Source organism: Pseudomonas sp. FEN (assembly GCF_904067045.1).
GTDB lineage: Bacteria > Pseudomonadota > Gammaproteobacteria > Pseudomonadales > Pseudomonadaceae > Aquipseudomonas.
On sequence record NZ_CAJFDC010000013.1, the window covers coordinates 393,092 to 412,434 of the forward strand.

General features: G+C 62.3%; 18 protein-coding genes and 1 pseudogene. 10 read left to right on the forward strand and 9 right to left on the reverse strand.

What is annotated here, in order from left to right; translation table 11 throughout:
• The first annotated feature begins 5 nt into the window (after positions 1–5).
• Together PFEN_RS16210 and PFEN_RS16215 are read left to right on the forward strand one after the other, a co-directional pair.
• Positions 6–1,184 carry an acetyl-CoA C-acetyltransferase gene (locus PFEN_RS16210; protein WP_191487818.1) on the forward strand — a complete coding sequence of 393 codons (1,179 nt, stop codon included), beginning with the start codon at positions 6–8 and terminating at the stop codon, positions 1,182–1,184.
• 368 nt (positions 1,185–1,552) lie between these two features.
• Positions 1,553–2,311: a DJ-1/PfpI family protein gene (locus tag PFEN_RS16215; protein WP_191487819.1), complete on the forward strand. Its 759-nt coding sequence runs from the start codon at positions 1,553–1,555 to the stop codon at positions 2,309–2,311.
• 87 nt (positions 2,312–2,398) lie between these two features.
• Here the strand turns inward: PFEN_RS16215 and PFEN_RS16220 are convergent, their stop codons facing one another.
• A complete protein-coding gene (locus tag PFEN_RS16220; protein ID WP_191487820.1) occupies positions 2,399–3,421 on the reverse strand; it encodes an AraC family transcriptional regulator in 1,023 nt (340 codons plus the stop codon).
• 163 nt (positions 3,422–3,584) lie between these two features.
• Between PFEN_RS16220 and PFEN_RS16225 the strand changes: the two genes are divergently transcribed.
• The 3 genes from PFEN_RS16225 to PFEN_RS16235 are packed head-to-tail and all read left to right on the forward strand — an operon-like array spanning position 3,585 to position 6,305.
• Positions 3,585–4,766, forward strand: a complete 1,182-nt coding sequence (locus PFEN_RS16225) for an acetyl-CoA C-acyltransferase family protein (protein WP_191487821.1) — start codon at positions 3,585–3,587, stop codon at positions 4,764–4,766.
• Positions 4,767–4,779: 13 nt separating this feature from the next.
• Entirely contained in the window at positions 4,780–5,634 is an 855-nt protein-coding gene (locus tag PFEN_RS16230) for a 3-hydroxybutyryl-CoA dehydrogenase (protein ID WP_191487822.1), read from the forward strand.
• Positions 5,635–5,639: 5 nt separating this feature from the next.
• Entirely contained in the window at positions 5,640–6,305 is a 666-nt protein-coding gene (locus PFEN_RS16235; RefSeq protein ID WP_191487823.1) for a TetR/AcrR family transcriptional regulator, read from the forward strand.
• Positions 6,306–6,393: 88 nt separating this feature from the next.
• Here the strand turns inward: PFEN_RS16235 and PFEN_RS16240 are convergent, their stop codons facing one another.
• The gene (locus PFEN_RS16240; protein WP_191487824.1) at positions 6,394–6,744 is read right to left on the reverse strand and encodes a hypothetical protein; all 351 of its coding nucleotides are present in this window, start codon (positions 6,742–6,744) and stop codon (positions 6,394–6,396) included.
• A gap of 437 nt (positions 6,745–7,181) precedes the next feature.
• Between PFEN_RS16240 and PFEN_RS16245 the strand changes: the two genes are divergently transcribed.
• The 4 genes and pseudogenes from PFEN_RS16245 (at position 7,182) to PFEN_RS16260 (ending at position 11,032) form a co-directional block, all read left to right on the forward strand.
• Entirely contained in the window at positions 7,182–7,529 is a 348-nt protein-coding gene (locus PFEN_RS16245) for a bacteriocin (RefSeq protein ID WP_191487825.1), read from the forward strand.
• 199 nt (positions 7,530–7,728) lie between these two features.
• On the forward strand, positions 7,729–8,010 hold the full coding sequence (locus PFEN_RS16250) for a DUF2790 domain-containing protein (protein WP_191487826.1): 282 nt from the start codon (positions 7,729–7,731) through the stop codon (positions 8,008–8,010).
• Positions 8,011–8,301: 291 nt separating this feature from the next.
• A pseudogene (locus tag PFEN_RS16255) lies at positions 8,302–9,443 on the forward strand (HlyD family secretion protein).
• Positions 9,440–11,032 (forward strand): DHA2 family efflux MFS transporter permease subunit, encoded by a 1,593-nt coding sequence (locus tag PFEN_RS16260; RefSeq protein WP_191487827.1) that lies wholly within the window; start codon positions 9,440–9,442, stop codon positions 11,030–11,032. Before PFEN_RS16255 ends, PFEN_RS16260 begins: the two are co-directional and overlap by 4 nt.
• Before the next feature lie 168 nt (positions 11,033–11,200).
• Here PFEN_RS16260 and PFEN_RS16265 read toward each other — a convergent pair whose 3' ends face one another.
• From PFEN_RS16265 to PFEN_RS16280, 4 genes are all read right to left on the reverse strand, one after another.
• Positions 11,201–13,039 carry an amidohydrolase gene (locus tag PFEN_RS16265; protein WP_191487887.1) on the reverse strand — a complete coding sequence of 613 codons (1,839 nt, stop codon included), beginning with the start codon at positions 13,037–13,039 and terminating at the stop codon, positions 11,201–11,203.
• Positions 13,040–13,105: 66 nt separating this feature from the next.
• Complete coding sequence (locus PFEN_RS16270) at positions 13,106–13,684, reverse strand: antibiotic biosynthesis monooxygenase (protein ID WP_191487828.1); 579 nt, start codon at positions 13,682–13,684, stop codon at positions 13,106–13,108.
• Positions 13,681–14,115 (reverse strand): DoxX family protein, encoded by a 435-nt coding sequence (locus tag PFEN_RS16275; protein WP_191487829.1) that lies wholly within the window; start codon positions 14,113–14,115, stop codon positions 13,681–13,683. Before PFEN_RS16275 ends, PFEN_RS16270 begins: the two co-directional genes overlap by 4 nt.
• A gap of 69 nt (positions 14,116–14,184) precedes the next feature.
• Positions 14,185–14,829, reverse strand: a complete 645-nt coding sequence (locus PFEN_RS16280; protein WP_191487830.1) for a hydrolase — start codon at positions 14,827–14,829, stop codon at positions 14,185–14,187.
• 355 nt (positions 14,830–15,184) lie between these two features.
• Between PFEN_RS16280 and PFEN_RS16285 the strand changes: the two genes are divergently transcribed.
• Positions 15,185–17,131, forward strand: a complete 1,947-nt coding sequence (locus tag PFEN_RS16285) for a DNA topoisomerase III (protein ID WP_191487831.1) — start codon at positions 15,185–15,187, stop codon at positions 17,129–17,131.
• A 73-nt stretch (positions 17,132–17,204) separates the two neighbouring features.
• On the opposite strand, the gene PFEN_RS16290 is transcribed toward PFEN_RS16285, so the two are convergent.
• The 3 genes from PFEN_RS16290 to PFEN_RS16300 all read right to left on the reverse strand — a co-directional run bounded on the left by PFEN_RS16290 (position 17,205) and on the right by PFEN_RS16300 (position 19,317).
• Positions 17,205–17,753, reverse strand: a complete 549-nt coding sequence (locus PFEN_RS16290; protein ID WP_191487832.1) for a hypothetical protein — start codon at positions 17,751–17,753, stop codon at positions 17,205–17,207.
• Positions 17,754–17,932: 179 nt separating this feature from the next.
• On the reverse strand, positions 17,933–18,385 hold the full coding sequence (locus tag PFEN_RS16295; RefSeq protein ID WP_191487833.1) for an SRPBCC family protein: 453 nt from the start codon (positions 18,383–18,385) through the stop codon (positions 17,933–17,935).
• A 386-nt stretch (positions 18,386–18,771) separates the two neighbouring features.
• Positions 18,772–19,317 (reverse strand): NADPH-dependent FMN reductase, encoded by a 546-nt coding sequence (locus tag PFEN_RS16300; RefSeq protein WP_191487834.1) that lies wholly within the window; start codon positions 19,315–19,317, stop codon positions 18,772–18,774.
• Positions 19,318–19,343 lie beyond the last annotated feature (26 nt).

The window sequence follows — 19,343 nt, forward strand, 5'->3', positions numbered from 1 at the left end:
AAGCGATGCAAGATGTAGTGATTGTGGCCGCCACCCGCACGGCGGTGGGCAGCTTCCAGGGTTCGCTGGCGACTATCTCCGCCGTCGACCTCGGTGCGGCGGTGATTCGCCAACTGCTGAGTCAGACCGGCCTGGATGGCACCCAGGTCGATGAAGTGATCATGGGCCAGGTGCTCACCGCCGGTGCCGGGCAGAACCCCGCGCGCCAGTCCGCGATCAAGGCCGGCCTGCCTCACGCGGTACCGGCCATGACCCTGAACAAGGTCTGCGGTTCGGGTCTCAAGGCTCTGCACCTGGCCACCCAGGCGATTCGCTGCGGCGATGCCGAGGTGATCATCGCCGGCGGCCAGGAGAACATGAGCCTGTCCAATTACGTGATACCCGGTGCTCGAACCGGCCTGCGCATGGGCCACAGCCAGATCGTCGACACCATGATCAGCGACGGCCTGTGGGATGCGTTCAACGATTACCACATGGGCATCACCGCCGAGAACCTGGCAGCCAAGTACGACATCAGCCGTGAAGCCCAGGATGCCTTCGCCGCCGCTTCCCAGCAGAAAGCCGTCGCGGCCATTGAAGCCGGGCGTTTCGTCGATGAGATCACCCCGATCCTGATTCCCCAGCGCAAGGGCGACCCGGTGGCCTTCGCTACCGACGAACAACCGCGCGCCGGGACTACTGCGGAGTCGCTGGGCAAGCTCAAGCCGGCCTTCAAGAAAGACGGCACGGTCACCGCGGGCAATGCCTCGTCGCTGAACGACGGTGCCGCCGCCGTGATTCTGATGAGCGCCGCCAAGGCCAAGGCTCTCGGCCTGCCGGTGCTGGCGAAGATCGCCGCCTATGCCAACGCGGGCGTCGACCCGGCGCTCATGGGCATCGGCCCGGTCAGCGCCACCCGTCGCTGCCTGGACAAGGCCGGTTGGTCCATCGACCAGTTGGACCTGATCGAAGCCAACGAAGCCTTTGCTGCTCAGTCCTTGTCGGTGGGCAAGGAACTGGGGTGGGACGCGACCAAGGTCAACGTCAATGGCGGCGCGATTGCCCTGGGGCACCCGATCGGCGCGTCGGGCTGCCGGGTGCTGGTGACGCTGCTGCATGAAATGCTCAAGCGCGATGCAAAAAAAGGTCTGGCGACCTTGTGCATCGGTGGCGGCCAAGGCGTGGCGCTGGCGATCGAGCGCTAGCCCCCGACAAAGCCGATGATGGCGGTGAATCTTACATCGCCATCGTCGGCAAGCCGGCCACAATCTCTGTGCCGAACCGAAAGTCTGCATGCAACCGGAAACCTGTGGGAGCGGCGCTTGTCGGATCGCCGCACCGCCGCGAAGCTTTTGGCGGTCTCAAGGGCCTCTTCGCGGCGGTCCGGCGCTCCGGTAAATCCGGCTCCCACAAGGATCTGCGCCGAACACAAAATTTGCGTAAGACAACAGTCCTGTGGGAGCACACTGCTGTTGCAACATATCCCACAGGCTTCATAGCATTGTCCGGCACGGCCAGGTAACAATCCTGCTGCTATCCTCGATCTCTACCCCGTAGAAATCGAGCCGCCAGCATGATCCTTGTCCTGCTCCCCCACTCCGACTACGACCCCACCGAAAGCAGCGTGCCCTGGCAGGCCATGCGCCGGGCCGGGATTGAGGTGCGCTTTGCCACTCCGCTGGGCGCCCCGGCCTACGCCGACCCGCGCCTGGTGGAGCACGGTTTCGGCCTGCTGAACGCCATGCTGATGACCCGCGACAGTGACCTGCAAAGCTACAACGCGATGATCGCCGACGAGCATTTTCGCCAACCGCTGGCCTATGCCGATGTCGACCCCGAACAGTTCGAAGGCTTACTGGTGCCCGGCGGGCATGCCGAGGGCATGCGCAGTCTGCTGGAGTCGGACGCGGCCAAGCACATCGTCCTGCACTTCTTCAAAACCGACAAACCGGTTGCCTCGGTGTGCCACGGACCGTTGCTGCTGGCCCGCACCCTCGACCCCGACAGCGGACGTTCGGTGCTCCACGGGCGCAAGGTCACCGCGCTACTGTCCACCACCATGGAACTGGCCGCCTGGCTGATCACCGCGCCATGGCTCGGACGTTATTACCGGACCTATCCGCAAACCGTCGAGTCCGAGATCAAGGCCGCGCTGGCCAGTCCAAAGGACTTTTCCCAGGGCCCGCCAGCACTGCTGCGCGACTCCGCCGCCAAGCCGAACCGTGGCTTCGTGGTCCGCGACGGCAACCTGCTGACCGCGCGCTGGCCGGGGGATTGCCATCGCCTGGCCGCCGAGTGGGTCAAGCTGCTGAGACCCGCACAAGCCGCGTAGAAGCCGATTGGCCGACGCTGACTGTCACCTCAAGCCTGCCTGGTTGCAGAACAACGATGGATGAAACGAAGGTTATAGCTGAATCCATCAGGGCTGCGCTGATCCTTGCGCCCCGCGCGAACGAAAACTCCCGGGGCTCTCTCCCGTCCACTGTTTGAAGGCACGGTGAAAGGCGCTGGGCTCGCGAAAACCGACTTCCTGGGCAATATCGGCAATGCTCATGCCGGTGCTGCGCAAACGCTCGAAGGCGATGGCCCGACGCACCTCGTCCTTGATTTCCTGATAGGAAAAGCCCTCGCGCTGCAACGCCCGACGCAGGCTGGCCTGGTGGATATCGAACTCCACCGCCAGTTGCTCCAGGGTCGGCCAATGGTCATAACCACAAGCACGCAAGCGCTGGTGCACCCGGGCGCTGAAGCCCTCGCGATTGCGAAAACGGATAAACACCGATTGCGGCGCGTCACGCAGGAAGGTGTAGAGCGACTTGCGATCCTGCAACACCGGCAAGCGCAGATATTCGCGCTCGAATTCGATCTCGGTCACCGCCGCATCGAACTCCACGTAGGCCCCCCACAATAGATGCTCGTCGCCATGGGGCGGGCGGGCATGGGCGAACCGGGCGCGGCTGATGGGAATGCGCCGCCCCGCCAGCCAGCACATCAAACCGACGATCAAGATCAGGAAAGTCTCGGTGATGACCGCTTGCAGGTAAGGGTCCGGGGTCTGGGTACGCATCACTACCACCACCCGCTTACCGCGGACCTGTAGCTGGGCATCGATATCACGCAGGAACAGGGCGAAATATTCCAGCGACAGGCCCAGGGCCTTACCCACGGTCGGCGCCTGGATCAGCCCCCGGCAGATCAGGGCGAAGCTGCCAATGGGCATGCCATGGGAGTCGAAACCGAAGAACTCATCACCCAGCTCGCGAATCACCGTCAGCCAGAGTTGCGCCAATAGCCTGGGCGCAACCCGCTCGCCCAGTTCATCCAGGGAACGCTCGGCAAAGCCCGCGGCCTGCAACAGTTCGGCAATGCGCTGCGGCCGGTCGAGAAAACGCACCAGCAGGGCTTTGATGAAATAGGACGACACCGAATGTTTTTCTTTCATGAATCCCGGGCTGCGTATGGCAAAAAATCACAGGTTTACTGAGCAGTTTCGGCATAGGCCGAGTGCATGAGCAGTCCTAGACTTACCTCATCGGATGCACTGCCCAGCTCGCGCCTGACAAGATCATTCGAGCTGATCCACCACAATAATCAGGACTGCCCCCATGTCAAAGCCCGAAGTGTATATCGTCAGCGCCGCCCGTACCGCCATCGGCACTTTCGGCGGTTCGCTGAAAGACGTTCCCTTGAGCGAACTGGCCACCACCGCCGTCAAGGCCGCCCTGCAACGCAGCGACCTGGACCCGGCACGGGTCGGCCATGTGGTGATGGGCAACGTGATTCCCACCGACACCCAGGACGCCTATCTGTCGCGGGTTGCCGCCATCAACGCCGGCATTCCCAAGGAAACCCCGGCCTTCAATGTCAACCGCCTCTGCGGTTCGGGCTTGCAGGCGATTGTCTCGGCGGCGCAGACCCTGTTGCTGGGCGACGCCGATATCGCCATCGGCGCCGGTGCCGAATCCATGAGCCGTGGCCCCTATCTGCTGCCCTCGGCCCGCTGGGGCGCACGCATGGGCAATGTCCAGGCCATCGACTACATGCTGGGCATTCTCCATGACCCGTTCCATGGGATCCACATGGGCATCACCGCCGAGAATATTGCCGAGCGCAACGGCATTACCCGGCAGATGCAAGATGCCTTGGCCCAGGAAGAACAAGTGCGCGCCAGCCGCGCCATCGAGGAAGGCCGTTTCACCTCGCAGATCGTCCCGGTGGAGGTGCGCAGCCGCAAGGGCACGCAGTTGTTCAGCGTTGACGAGCACCCCAGGGCCACTTCGCTGGAACAGCTAGGACAAATGCGTACCGCCTTCAAGAAGGACGGCACCGTCACCGCCGGCAACGCCTCGGGGCTGAATGACGGCGCCGCCGCCCTGTTACTGGCCACCGGCGCGGCGGTCCAGGCCGACGGCCTGAAGCCCCTGGCCCGCCTGGTGGCCTACGCCCACGCCGGGGTCGAACCGGAACTGATGGGCCTCGGCCCGATCCCCGCCACGCGCCTGGCGCTCAAGCGTGCCGGCCTGACGGTGGCCGACCTGGACGTGATCGAGGCCAACGTCGCCTTCGCCGCCCAGGCCTGCGCCGTCAGCCAGGAGTTGGACCTCGATCCGGCCAAGGTCAACCCCAACGGCTCCGGGATCGCCCTGGGCCATCCGGTGGGGGCCACCGGCGCGATCATCGCCACCAAACTGATTCACGAACTGCACCGCACCGGCGGCCGCTACGGCCTGGCGACCATGTGCATCGGCGGCGGACAAGGCATCGCCGTTATCTTCGAACGGGTTTAAGGACAGTAAAAATATGAGTATTCAACGTATCGCCGTGATCGGCGCCGGTATCATGGGCAACGGCATTGCCCAGGTCTGTGCGGTGGCCGGTCTTGAGGTGTCGCTGATCGATGTGTCGCAGCAGGCTCTGGACAAAGGCCTGGCGACCCTGACCGGCAACCTCGACCGGCAAGTGCGCAAGGCAGTGATCAGCGCTGACGACAAGCAGGCCGCCCTCGGGCGCATCAGCCTGAGCACCGACTACGCGGTGCTCGCCCGCGCCGAACTGGTGATCGAGGCGGCGACGGAAAACCTCGAACTGAAGAAGCGCATTCTCAAACAGGTCGCCGAAGTGGCCAGTGCCGAGTGCATTATCGCCACCAACACCTCGTCGCTGTCGATCACCGAGCTGGCGGCGGCGATCGACCAGCCGGAACGCTTTATCGGCCTGCACTTCTTCAACCCGGTGCCAATGATGGGCCTGCTGGAAGTCATCCGCGGCCTGCAGACCAGCGACACCACCCATGCCCAGGCCGTGGCCTTGGCCGAGCGGATCGGCAAGACCGCGGTCACCGCCCGCAACCGCCCGGGTTTCGTGGTCAACCGCATCCTCTGCCCAATGATCAACGAAGCCATCTTCGTGCTCCAGGAAGACCTGGCCAGCGCCGAGGATATCGACGCGGGCATGCAGTTGGGCTGCAACCAGCCGATCGGTCCGTTGGCCCTGGCGGACCTGATCGGCCTGGACACCCTGCTGGCGATCATGGAGAGCCTGCACACGGGCTTCGACGAACCCAAGTACCGCCCGGCGCAACTGCTCAAGGAAATGGTTGCCGCCGGCTATCTGGGCCGTAAAAGCGGTCGCGGCTTCTACCGCTACGAGCGCTGATCGCCATGGCCCGCGCCGCCCTCGCCGCTATCGTGCCGGAAGCCGAGCTTCAGGCCAGGACCTCGCGTCATCTGCAAACCCGCGAAAAGGCCGTGGCGTTGTTTGCCCAGCGCGGGTTCGCCCAGGTAGGCCTGCGAGAGTTGGCCGGGCACCTGGGCATCCAGGCAGGCTCGATCTACAACCATATCGAGAGCAAGCAAGCCTTGCTCTTCGAGCTGATCGAGAGCCTGCACCTGGAGCTGCTGGGGATCGTCACGCAGCCGGTGCGCAGCACGCGCTCGGCGGAAAAACGCCTGAACGAACTGATCACCGCGCACCTGGACCTGCATCGTGCCAAGGGGGATTTCTTCCGGGTCGCCGAGCACGAGTTCCATTGCCTGGAGGCGGCGCAGCAGGCGGCGATCCTGGTCTTGCGCAGGCGCTATGAAAGTCATCTGATCAAGTTGCTGGCGCCGTTGGGGCTGTCGAGCGACGACACCCTGGCCCTGACTACCGTGCGCACCTTTCTCTGCCTGCTGAACAACCTGCCGGCCTGGACCGAGGAGGCTGGACTGGATTCGGCGACTTATCAGGCGTTGATGCACAACATTGCGCTGGGAGCGGTCAAGGGCGCGCTAACTCCCTCCGCCCGAGGAACACGGTCCCTGCAGGAGCCGGCTTGTCGGCGATGAGGTCGGTGAGTCCTGCATCGATCCGGCGGCCGCCAGCGTCGGCAAGTCGGCTCCCACAAGGTTTGCGCTGTTCCCTGGAAACGCAGCGTTACAGGCAGGTTGCTACAGCCGCCAGCCGTCTTGCGCCAATCGGCTTGCTGTTGGTCGCGTAGTAGTCGACCACCGTGCCCGCGCCCTCGTGGCGTACATCGGCAAAGAATTCCGCGCCACGGGTATAAACGGTCGAGCCGTCCTTGTAACCGGGCTGCAGATAGGCCGCCGCGTCCACACCGAACACCGCGTCGTCCTGCCAGGAAAACTGGATGCACTGGGCAACGACATTCTCGGCCTTGCTCGACGTGAAGCTCTTGGTCGGTCCGGTGGTGCGGGTCTGGTTCATGCCGGGCCCCATGCATCCTGTCAACGCCACTGCCGCCAAAGCCCCGATTAACATCCGCATGACCGTTCCCCACCGAAAAAAAGAAGCGACTTTAGCATTGTGGCCATTCAATACGAATCACTACTGAACAAGAGATCGTCCGCAGCCCGACGGAGGCCCCCCTTTCTGAAACTTTCACTTTTGTTCAGGCAAAAAAAAGCCCAAGCGGCTGATGGACGCTTGGGGCTGAAAAATGCATAAACCGTGGTAGGTGAACGCGGAGCAATATTAACTCAGTGCGACAATCTGTAACAACATGTTTTTCAAGTTCTTATTGACATAAGCCCTTCAATAACTACATGTTTTTTATGGTTTTGCGAACCAAAATGGGGCACAAGCAGTGGCCTTTTGTTACTAATACAGACTGTCGGATGGTTTGATATCACCCACAACAGTATTTGCTTCACCAACCGGGGGCGGCGACAATTGCCATTCCATTTTCTTTCGAGGTTTGCAACATGCGTAAAGCACTTACCGTCCTGGCCCTCAGCGCCCTGTTTGCCCAAGGCGCCATGGCGGCAGGCGGCACACAGGCTGCGGTCGGCGGTGGTCTGGGCGGTGCCCTGGGCAACGTCCTGGGTCAGAAGATGGGCGGCAGCACCGGCGCGGCGCTCGGTGCCGGCGTGGGCGGCGCGGCCGGTGGCGCGGTGGCAGCCAAGAAAGGCAAGAAAACCAAAGCCGCCATTGGCGGTGGCCTCGGCGCAGCCGGCGGTTCGCTGCTGGGCAACCAGTTGGGCGGCAAGACCGGAGCAGCCATCGGTGCCGGCCTCGGCGGCGCAGCCGGTGGCGCCCTGGGCGGCAAGTAAGACCACGTGCTCATTGTAGGAGCCACTGGCTCCTACAAATTTCTGCGGGATTTTCCAGATTCCATTGCCTTTGCCCAGTATCGATCACGCTGATATCCGCTATCGGCAAGGATCCGTTCTACTGGCGTCGGTACCATTCGTAAAATGGCGCCACTGCCTCACTACCGTCAGGTGAGGGGATGTCTTTCCAGAGACCGCCATGAAATACCTTCTGTTTGTCCTGCTCTCGCTGTTCAGCCTGGTTGCCACCGCTCAAGGCGATGCGAGCGCCACTCCCCAGGGCCACGGTGCCACCGCCAGCAGCCGCGCTGAACCCTACGACTATTCCGAAGACCTCGACATCGCCAAGGCCGTGCGCGCCGACAGCGCCGCCGCGTCCGACTGTGGACCGGTGCAGGGGCACGTGGTCTACGTCGACGGCCAGGGCGTGCGCCACGAACTGAACTTCATTCGCCTGGGCAATGCTTGCCAGCACGGCTGATCGACTGCCCTGACCTCTCGTCCCCGCCTGAAAATACCGACAGGGAATGACTTGCAAATTAAAAGTCGGCCAAATATATTACACCCATAATATTACACTCGAAATACCATCGACGCGCCGAGGCCCAGACCATGAAAAGAACAAGCGTTGATTACCTGCCGACCGCTCGCGGCCAGGACTTCAGGTCGGCCGGATCACCGATAAGCCCATGCACCGACTGTTTAAAACGCTGGTAGCTGGCGACGTTGCAAGCCGCTGCTTTCGATCCGCCCGCCAACCGGTAACTCCACCATGACCAACCTGTCCTCGGCCGCTGCTCCTGAACTGGCCGTTCAGAAAAAACCGGTGCTGCTCAAACGCCTTCTGCTGCTGGCGGTGATCACTGGCGCACTGATATTCGCCGCTTTCTACGGCCTGCACTGGTGGACAGCCGGGCGCTTTATCGAAAGCACCGACGATGCCTATATCGGCGCCGATGTGACGGTGATCGGGCCCAAGGTGCCGGGTTACATCGCTGAACTAAAGGTCACCGACAACCAGTTCGTACACGCCGGCGACCTGCTGGTGAAAATCGATGATCGCGACTACCTCGCCGCCCTGCAAAAGGCCGAAGGCGCGGTGGCAGCCCAACAGGCGTTGCTGGCCAACCTCGACGCCACCGAGCAGTTGCAACATGCGGTGATCAGCCAGGCCCGGGCCGGCATCGATGCGGCCAATGCGGAAACGGTACGCTCGCGCAACGACCCCGTTACGAAAGCCTGGTGGGCCGCTCGGCGGTGTCGGTGGAAAGCGCCCAGCGGGTCGACGCCACCTTCAAGACCGCCCAGGCCAATGGTGCCAAGGCACAAGCCACGCTGCTGGCCAATCAGCGCCAACTGGATGTGATCGAAACCCAGAAGCTACAGGCCAAGGCCGCTCTGATGCAGGCCGCCGCCGAACGCGACATGGCCCGCCTGAACCTGTCCTACACCGAATTGCGGGCACCGGTGGACGGCGTGATCGGCAATCGTCGGGCGCGGGTCGGTGCCTTTGCCGCGGCCGGTTCGCAATTGCTTTCCGTGGTGCCGCAACAGGGCCTCTGGGTCGATGCCAATTTCAAGGAAGACCAACTGACCCACATGCTCCCCGGCCAAGCGGTAACCATCCGCGCCGACGTCCTGCCCGGCAAGGTCTTCCACGGCCACCTGGACAGCCTGGCCCCCGCCACCGGCGCCCAGTTCAGCGTACTGCCGCCGGAAAACGCCACCGGTAATTTCACCAAGATCGTGCAGCGAGTGCCGGTCAGGGTCATGCTCGACCAGGCCGACGGCGTGCTTGGGCAATTACGTCCGGGGCTCTCGGTCACCGCCGAGGTGGATACCCTGCACACGGCCAGTGGCCTCGTCAGTCGCCCGGTCGAAGGGAGCGCTCAGCAACTGGTCGGCGCACCATGAGCAGCCGTGCCCCGACGAAGCCTTTCGATGCGGCGTCAATGAGTACCTCGGTCAAGGTGTTCGCCTTCGCCACCCTCTGCGTGGGCATGTTTATCGCGCTGCTGGATATCCAGATCGTCTCCGCTTCGTTGCGCGATATCGGCGGCGGACTGTCGGCCGGTGCCGATGAAACCGCCTGGGTGCAGACCAGCTACCTGATCGCCGAAATCATCGTGATTCCGCTGTCGGGGTGGCTGTCGCGGGTATTTTCCACGCGTTGGCTGTTCTGTGCCTCGGCGGTGGGTTTCACCCTGGCCAGCCTGCTCTGCGGTGCGGCCTGGAACATCCAGAGCATGATCGTGTTTCGCGCCTTGCAGGGTTTCCTCGGCGGTTCGATGATCCCCCTGGTCTTTACCTCGGCGTTCATGTTCTTCAGCGGCAAGCAACGCGTTATTGCTGCCTCGACCATCGGCGCTATCGCCTCGCTGGCCCCGACCCTCGGGCCGGTGATCGGCGGTTGGATCACCGATATATCCTCCTGGCACTGGCTGTTTTACATCAACCTGGTGCCCGGCGTGTTCGTCGCCGTGGTGGTGCCGATGCTGGTGCGGATCGACGAGCCGGAGCTGCGCCTGATCAAGGGCGCCGACTACCCGAGCATGCTGCTGATGGCGGTGTTTCTCGGCTGCCTGGAATACACCCTGGAGGAAGGCCCGCGCTGGAACTGGCTCAGTGACAGCACCATCCTGGCGACCGCGTGGATTTCCGGCCTGGCCGGCCTGGCCTTTGTCAGCCGCAGCCTGATGGTGGCCAATCCGGTGGTGGACCTACGTGCGCTCAAGGAGCGCAATTTCGCCCTGGGCTGCTTCTTTTCTTTCATCACTGGCATCGGCTTGTTCGCGACCATTTACCTGACCCCGCTGTTTCTCGGCCGGGTGCGCGGCTACAGCGCGCTGGACATCGGCCTGGCGGTGTTTTCCACGGGTGTGTTCCAACTGGCGGCGATTCCGTTGTACGCATTCTTTGCCAACCGGGTCGACCTGCGCTGGCTGATGATGCTGGGATTGGGTCTGTTTGCCGTATCGATGTGGGACTTCTCGCCGCTGACCCATGACTGGGGTGGCAAGGAGCTGATGTTGCCCCAGGCCTTGCGTGGCATGGCCCAGCAATTCGCCGTACCGCCCACCGTGACCCTGACGCTCGGCGCCCTGGCACCGGCGCGCCTGAAACAGGCTTCGGGCCTGTTCAACCTGATGCGCAACCTGGGTGGCGCCATTGGTATCGCGGTTTGTGCGACGATCCTCAATGATCGGACCAACCTGCATTTCAGTCGGTTGGCCGAGCACCTGAACAGCACCAACGAGGCGCTGAACCAGTGGCTGAGCCTGGTCGGCGGCAACTTCACCAACCTCGGCCAGAGCGGCAGCGAAGGCACCAACGCGAGCCTGCATCAACTCTGGCAACTGGCCTATCGCGAGGCGCAGACCCAGAGTTATGCCGATACTTTCCTGGTTATCATGGCCTGTTTCATCATCGCCACGGCCCTGGTGCCGCTGATGCGCAAGGTGCAGCCACCGCCGGTTGCGGCGGCCTCACCGGATGCGCACTAAAGGCCCAACACCGTCCTGTAGGCGCCAGCTTGCTGGCGATGGCGATTGCTCAAGCGACAGCGATGCCGCCCCTCAAATCACATCGCCAGCAAGCGGGCTCCTGCAAGGGGACCGCGTTGCCGCTCATTGCCAGTCCAGGGTCAAGACAATCCGTGCAGGGCTCATGACTCAGAACGCGAAACACGAACAGCCAAAAGCACCCCAGAAACCCTGGAAGTCACTGACCGGCACGCTCGACATCCGCGCCCGCTCGTGACCATGGGCATGCACCCCGCACGGGCCACTGCACTGGTGCACTTGAGCCTGCAACGGCGAGTTCGGCCGCCAGTGTCCCGGCACCTTGACCACCGGCGACCAATCCGGGGTCACCGGCAGCGTCGGCGGCGCGAGCTTGTCAAAATCACCCGCTGCGTGCACCACTTTGCCGTCGACCACCGTCAGCACCGATTCGATCCACTTGATGGCCTCGGCCTCAACGCTGAAATAGTCCGCCGACAAGGCCACCAGGTCAGCCAGTTGCCCGACCTTGATCTGGCCTTTCTTGCCCTGCTCCGAGGAGAACCAGGCACTGCCATGGGTGTACAGCTCCAGCGCGGTTTCCCGTGGCAGGCCCTCGGGGTAGAGCTCGAGCCCACCGACGGTGCGACCGCTGACCATCCAGTACAGCGAAGTCCAGGGGTTGTAGCTCGACACTCGCGTGGCGTCGGTGCCCGCGCCCACCGGCACGCCTTCGGCCAGCATGCGCTTGATCGGCGGCGTGGCTTCGGCGGCCTTGGCGCCATAACGCTCGACGAAGTATTCACCCTGGAAGGCCATGCGGTCCTGGATAGCAATGCCACCGCCCAGCGCCCGCACCCGCTCGATATTCTTCGGCGTGATGGTTTCACAGTGATCGAAGAACCACGGCAGGCCATTGAACGGAATATCCCGGTTGACCTTCTCGAAGACATCCAGCATCCGCGAAATCGATTCGTCATAGGTGGCATGCAGGCGGAATGGCCAGCGCTGCTCCACCAGGTGCCGGACCACCGGTTCCAGTTCCTGCTCCATGGTCTGCGGCAGATCCGGACGGGGCTCGAGGAAGTCTTCGAAATCCGCCGCCGAAAACACCAGCATCTCCCCTGCCCCATTGTGCCGCAGGAAGTCATCGCCCTGGCCATAGGTGACCTTGCTGGTCCAGTTCTTGAAGTCCGCCAGTTCTTCCTTGGGCTTCTGGGTAAACAGGTTGTAGGCGATCCGCACGGTCAGTTGCTGCTTGGCCGCCAGCTCTGTGATGACTTCATAGTCGTCTGGGTAGTTCTGGAAACCACCGCCGGCATCAATGGCACTGGTGACGCCCAGGCGATTGAGTTCACGCATGAACTGACGGGTCGAGTTGACCTGATATTCCAGCGGCAACTTCGGCCCCTTGGCCAGGGTCGAGTAGAGAATCATCGCATTGGGCCGGGCGATCAACATACCGGTCGGCTCACCCTTGGCGTCGCGGACGATCTCGCCACCTGGCGGGTTCGGCGTGTCACGGTTGTAGCCCACCACCCGCAACGCCGCGCGGTTGAGCAAGGCGCGGTCATACAGGTGCAGGACAAACACCGGGGTATCCGGCGCGGCCTTGTTCAGCTCTTCCAGGGTCGGCATGCGTTTTTCGGCGAACTGGAATTCGTTCCAACCGCCGACCACTCGTACCCATTGTGGCGCCGGGGTGCGCTCGGCCTGGTCCTTGAGCAGGCGCAGCGCATCCACCAGCGAGGGCACGCCCTCCCAGCGCAGTTCGAGGTTGTAGTTCAGGCCGCCACGGATCAGGTGCAGGTGCGAGTCGTTGAGGCCGGGGATGACGGTGCGCCCCTTGAGGTCGATCACCTGGGTCGCGCTACCGCGCAACGCCATGGCCTCGCCGTCATTGCCCACGGCGATGAAGCGACCGTCCTTGATCGCCACCGCCGTGGCCTTGGGTTGGGCACGGTCGACGGTATGCAGGCGGCCGTTGTGCAGAATCAGGTCAGCGATCACATTGCTCATATCAGTTCTCCTTGCTTGACGGAATGTAACGGTCAGCGAAATCGGTCGCTTGCCGCCTCATGAGGGACTTGCCGGTTGTAGCCATCGACTGAACAGGCGGGTCACACGGGGCATGAACACATAGACCACCAACAACACAATGCTCAGGGTGATCAGTACGTTGGCCTGCACGTAACCGCCCAGCCAGGGCAACCAGGCGAACAACGGGCGCCACAATATGGGTACCAGGAAACTCAGGGGCAGGATCACCAGGAAGGTCACGCAGGCCTGTTTCCAACGCGGCACCGGGCCTGGCGAGCCGACCTCGGCCGGGGTGAACCAGAACTCGCGGTCGGCATTGATCTCGGTCTGGTCGCCGTCGGCCAGCATGGGCTGGGCCTCCTCCACCAACTCACGACGGTCGCTGGAGTCCATCCAGTGTTGCAGTTGTTCGGTAGAGGCGAAACGCAGCACGCTGGTAAACAGTGTTTGTCCCTGGCTATGCCCGCGCACCACATCGATGCCCAGGTGCCCCGGATAACTGCGGGCCATGGCGATGGTGCGGCGCAGCCAGACTTCATAGTCCTGCTCCCGACCTTTCTTGATCCGATGACGGACCAACAGGGTCACCACGCCATCCAGTAATTCGATATTCATGGGCGATGGCTCTCCAGGATAGTCAACGGTGAGTAACGCCGACCCAGGGCGATGCTCCCGGAGCCACCGATCAGCAAAGCAGTGAAGACGATCAGCAGCAACCAGGCGAACTGGCCGTCGGCCAGGCTCCACTCGGGGTGCACCCACACCAGTGAAACCAGCAGCAGGAACAGCACCGGCAGGGTGGCCAGGCGCGTCAGCAGACCGAGGACAATCAGCAGCGGACACACGACTTCGGCGAAAATCGCCAGGCTCAGGGTCAGGTGCGCCCCCAGGCCGAAAGGGTCTTCGATCAATGTCAGCTGATGCTGGAAGTCCAGCAGCTTGGGCAGGCCATGGACCCGCAAGAGCAGGGCCGAACCGGCCAGGCGCAGCCAGAGCAGCGCCCAGTCAGCCGACGTACGAGAGGACAACAAGGGGTGAGTGACCATGTCAGGTCTCCCGGCGAAGGCTGGGTGAAATAGAGCGTCGGGCGCGGCCAGCGCGCCCGACTCACTGGGTTACTTGACTTGGCGTTGTGGTGCGTTGTGCACCATGGTGTAGGCGTAGTCCACGCCCATGCCGTAGGCGCCGCTGTGTTCGCGCACCAGATTCATCACCGCGTCGTAGGTTTCCTTGTGGGCCCAGTCACGTTGGAACTCGAGCAGCACCTGCTGCCAGGTCACCGGCACGGCACCGGCCTGAATCATCCGTTGCACCGACATGTCGTGGGCTTCCTGGGTGGTACCGCCAGAAGCGTCGGTGACGATGTACACCTCGAAACCTTCGGCCAGGGCTTCCAGGGCCGGGAAGTTCAGGCACACCTCGGTCCACAGCGCGGCCATGATCAGCTTCTTGCGACCGGTGGCCTTCACCGCCTCGACGAACTTCTTGTCTTCCCAGGAGTTCATCGAGGTGCGCTCGATCGGCTGTGCGCCCGGGTTCACTGCCAGCAACTCAGGCCAGATGTAACCGCTGAAGCTCTTGGTTTCCACCGAGGTATAGATCGTCGGCACGTTGAAGATCTTCGCTGCCTTGGCCAGGCCCACGGTGTTGTTCTTCAGGGTCTGGCGATCGATCGATTGCACACCGAAGGACATCTGCGGCTGGTGGTCGATCAGGATCAGGGTGGAGTTGGTTGGGTTGAGCAGTTCACGGATAGACATGGCGAGTTCCTTATGGCTGTAGAAGGTCTGAGTAGTCTGGAAGCTCGGCGCGATCTCCGCTTGGATGTATGTGCTGCCGGCTTGGAATGAACTTTAGGCCACCAACCAAAACAGGACAATCCACCAAAACAAGGAATCATTGTTTCTATTTTTGAGACAACCATAAATGCCCTCCCACTTGCATGCATGTGTTCTGGATGCCCACACCAGAGCCACCACCAGCAGAGCCGGTTCGACGAAGCCCGGCGGTCGAACCGAAATAAAACTGTATATTCATACAGATAAAGGTTGCCCGACGGACCAACACTGAGCATTCTGTATCCCTCTTGCCCAGCCCTGATGAAACAAGGTGGTTATGCGGTTGTTCCTCTGTGAGAAGCCCTCCCAGGCCAAAGACATTGCCGCCGTGCTCGGAGCCACGCGGCGTGGCGACGGCTGCTGGGTGGGTCCGAATGCCACTGTCACCTGGTGCATCGGTCACCTGCTGGAAACCGCCCCGCCGGATGCCTATGACGCCCGCTACAAACGCTGGGTTTTGGCCGACCTGCCTATCGTTCCGGAAAAATGGAAGATGCAGGTCAAGCCCAAGACCGCCAGTCAGTACAAGGCGGTCAAGCGCCTGCTGGGCGAGGCCCAGGAGTTGGTGATTGCCACTGACGCCGATCGCGAAGGGGAAATGATCGCCCGGGAACTGGTCGAGCATTGCCGCTATCGCGGACCGATCCAGCGGCTCTGGCTGTCGGCGCTCGACGACGCCTCGATCCGCAAGGCGCTGGCGGCGCTCAAACCCGGCGGAGAAACCTTTTCGCTCTATCATTCGGCCCTGGGGCGCTCGCGGGCCGACTGGCTGATCGGCATGAACATGAGCCGCTTGTTCACCCTGCTCGGGCGCCAATCCGGTTACCAGGGCGTGCTGCCGGTGGGACGCGTACAAACCCCGACCCTGCGTCTGGTGGTAGACCGCGACCGCAGCATCGCCAACTTCGTGCCAGTGGCCTATTGGGCGATCGACGTACATCTGCTGCATGACGGCCAGCCCTTTGTCGCGCAGTGGCGCGCCCCCCAGGACACCTGTGACGACCAGGACCGCTGCCTCGACCAGGCCCTCGCGCAACAGGCCGCGACCGCCATGGAAGCGGCGACCAGCGCCAGGGTCGTGAAACTCAAGACCGAGCGGATTCGCGAGCCGGCGCCCCTGCCCTTCGATCTCGGCACCCTGCAGGAAGTCTGCTCGAAAAGGCTGGGACTGGGCGCCCAGGAGACACTGGACATTGCCCAGGCGCTGTACGAAACCCACAAGGTCATCACCTACCCGCGCAGCGATTGTGGTTTTCTGCCGCTGAGTCAGCACGGCGATGCCGGCCGGGTGCTGGCGGCGCTGGAACGGGCCGATCCGAGCCTGGCCAAGCTGGCGGCGTATCTCGATCCGACGCGCCGCTCGCGGGCCTGGAACGATGCCAAGGTTACGGCCCACCACGGCATTATCCCGACGGGCACGGGCGCCAGCCTTGAGCGTTTGCAAGGCAAGCCGCGCGCCGTCTACAGCCTGATTCGCGCCCGTTACCTGGCGCAGTTTCTGCCCAATCACGAATACGACCGGACCCAGGCCGATTTCGACTGCGCGGCACAGGCACTGCGGGCCGTGGGCAAACAGATCGTCGAACCCGGCTGGAAACGTGCCCTGCCTGAAGCGCTGGTACCGGCCAAGGGCCGTGAGGCCGCCGAGCCACAGCCCTTGCCGGCGCTGCGTGAAGGCACCGAGTGCGCCCTGAACCGGGTCGACCTCAAGGACCTCTGGACCCAGCCACCAAAACCGTTCACCGAAGGCGACCTGATCAAGGCGATGAAAAACGTCGCCAAGTATGTGGAGGATCCGCGCCTCAAACAGAAACTCAAGGACACCACCGGCATCGGCACCGAAGCCACCCGCGCCGGCATCATCCAGGGTTTGCTCGATCGCAGTTACCTGGTCAAGCATGGCAAAAGCCTGTCAGCGACCCCAGCGGCCTGCAGCCTGATCGATGCGGTGCCGCGGGCCATTGCCGACCCGGGCACCACGGCGATCTGGGAACAGGCACTGGACATGGTGCAAAGCGGTGAGATGAGCCTGGAAGAGTTTGTCGCCAAGCAAGCGGCATGGATGAGCAAGCAGGTGGGACGCTGCGTCGAGTTGAAGCTGCAGATCACTATGCCCGCCGGGATGGCGGGACAAGGGGCGGCGCCCTGGAAGAAGAAACGCAAGGCTTCGGCAGGCAAGACAGCAAAGCCCCGACGCACGACGAAGTCGGCGGCTGGTTCCTGACTGATCGAGCGCTCCCACGCGCAAGGTGGGAACGCTCACATCCAGGCTTAAGTGAATGCCATTGCAGCCGTCATCATTTCACCTTTCTGCTCAGGTCATCCACGTTGCGTTTCAGACTTTCCAGATCGCGCTGCTGATCACTGATATCGCGCTTGAGACTGGAGAGCTCGCTGGCGCTCGAACTAGAGCTTGAGCCTGAACTGCGTTTGAGATCATCCACCTGGCTGGCCAACTTCTCAATGCTGTGATTCTGATCGCTCACACTGCGCTTGAGATCGGAAAGCTCGCTGCTGTTCGAGCTGGAGCCCAAACCGCTATTACGCTTGAGTTCCTCGATGACACGAGTCTGGTCATTGATGATCTTCTTCAGGCTGTCCAGTTCATCGGCATTACGCTTCTGCAGGTCCTGCATCTTCTGAAGATCATCAACCGTAAAATCGGTATTACGCAGTGAGTATCCAGACCCCATGCCGCCATTGGTCGCGGCGAGGTGATCGAAACGCCCGGCATCCAGGTTTTCGACCTCCACCGCGGCCTGAGCTGGAAGCGCCAAGCCAGCCAGCAAAAGCATAAACAAACCAGTAGCGGGAATCGTGGAAGAAGGCTTGAAGCGAGCGGGCATTACTGTCGTCCTTGTGAAGTGCCGAGATGGCATATAGCTATGACTGACTTTGCCCGAAGTGGTTCCGCCCCCACCCGTCGTCTTCCAGGAGCCAATGGATTCCAACCCCGCTCCTGGCTGCCATACACCGCGCAAGAGCGTGCGCTATCAGTGGTTGAGGCCAGCAGATCGGATGGCGGTCATGTGACATCCAACAACTGCTGCATATTGCGATGGCGCGCCTCGAAGATGCGATTCATGTAGGCGTCGACGAACAGCCATTCCAACAGCGCGCCGCCGATGGCCCGGTAGGTGACCCGGTCGGTATAGAGCGTCCCCCCCTCGGCGGCTTCGACCCGGTGCTCATGACGAAACGCACTGAGCGGCCCCTTGATCATCTCGTCAATGAAGTGCTGGTTATCCCTGACCTCGCGAATGCGTACAGTCCAGTTGGCCGGGATGAAACCGAACATCCAGTGCCGGAAACGAAACTCGCGCCCCTGCTCGATACGCAGGTCGGCGATGTCGACTTTGCCCAGTGGCGCGACACGCTCTGGAAAGATCCTCGGGAAGTTGGCACCCTCCAGGCAAAAATCAAACACTTCGGCGCAACTGCGCCCCTTGATCAACGTGGTCTTTTCCAATACCGGCATGTAGCGCGCTCTGCAGATGGGTTCGACAACCGAATGGAAACGCTCGACGCAACACTGCCGGACCTATGGGGCCAAGCCGATTGCATCATCACCAGTACGCCGAAACCGGACACCAAGACAATGGCGTCGCTCGAGAGGATCGCGTCCTGCGATGGAACACTCCATTAATACGAATGAGAACTTATCACAAAATATCTCATCAGAACATCAGTGAACTGCCCCCTCGCTCCTGCATGCCAGTCTGAGAGTGGTTTCCCGGAATACGGGAGACCACGTGGTTATCCATCAGGACCGCAAGGTCGACTGATCAGCCGGCCTGCCCGCGATGGACGTCAACGATGATGAACATCACGGCGCCGCCAGGTCCATCGCGGGCCACCAGCCGGCTATTCCTCTGCGATCCGAGCCCCCTCTTCGATCCGGTCCTTGAATGCCTCGAGGGCTGAGACGATTTGTTGACGAATCTGCGGATCTGCCGCAATGGCGGTTTCATCCATCTCCTTGGCCAGCAGGTTCACGGTAATGGATGCCGGTTCGACGATACTCGCCGACATCGTCTCCAGCACCAACCTGAGCGCCGCCTGCGCATGACTCGCCCGCGGCGATGCGTTGAACAACGCTACCGGCTTGCCGGGAAACTCGTGGCTGGCAACCAGCCAATCCAATGCATTCTTGAACGCCCCCGGGATGCCGCGTGCGTACTCGGGGCACGAAATCAGAATGCCATCCGCCTGACCAATCAGCTCGCGCAGCGCCACAACGATTGGCGGCGGATTATCCGCCAGGTCCGGGTCGAAATGCGGCAGTTGCCCCACCTCCAGATAGTGCCGGATCGACACCCCTTCGGGATTGAGCCTCTCGGCGGCGCGAAGTAGCGCGGAATTTGAAGAGGCCGTCCGAAGACTCCCCGAGACTGCCAGTAGCCGTACCATTGATCCTCCCTGATAACGTGTAACGC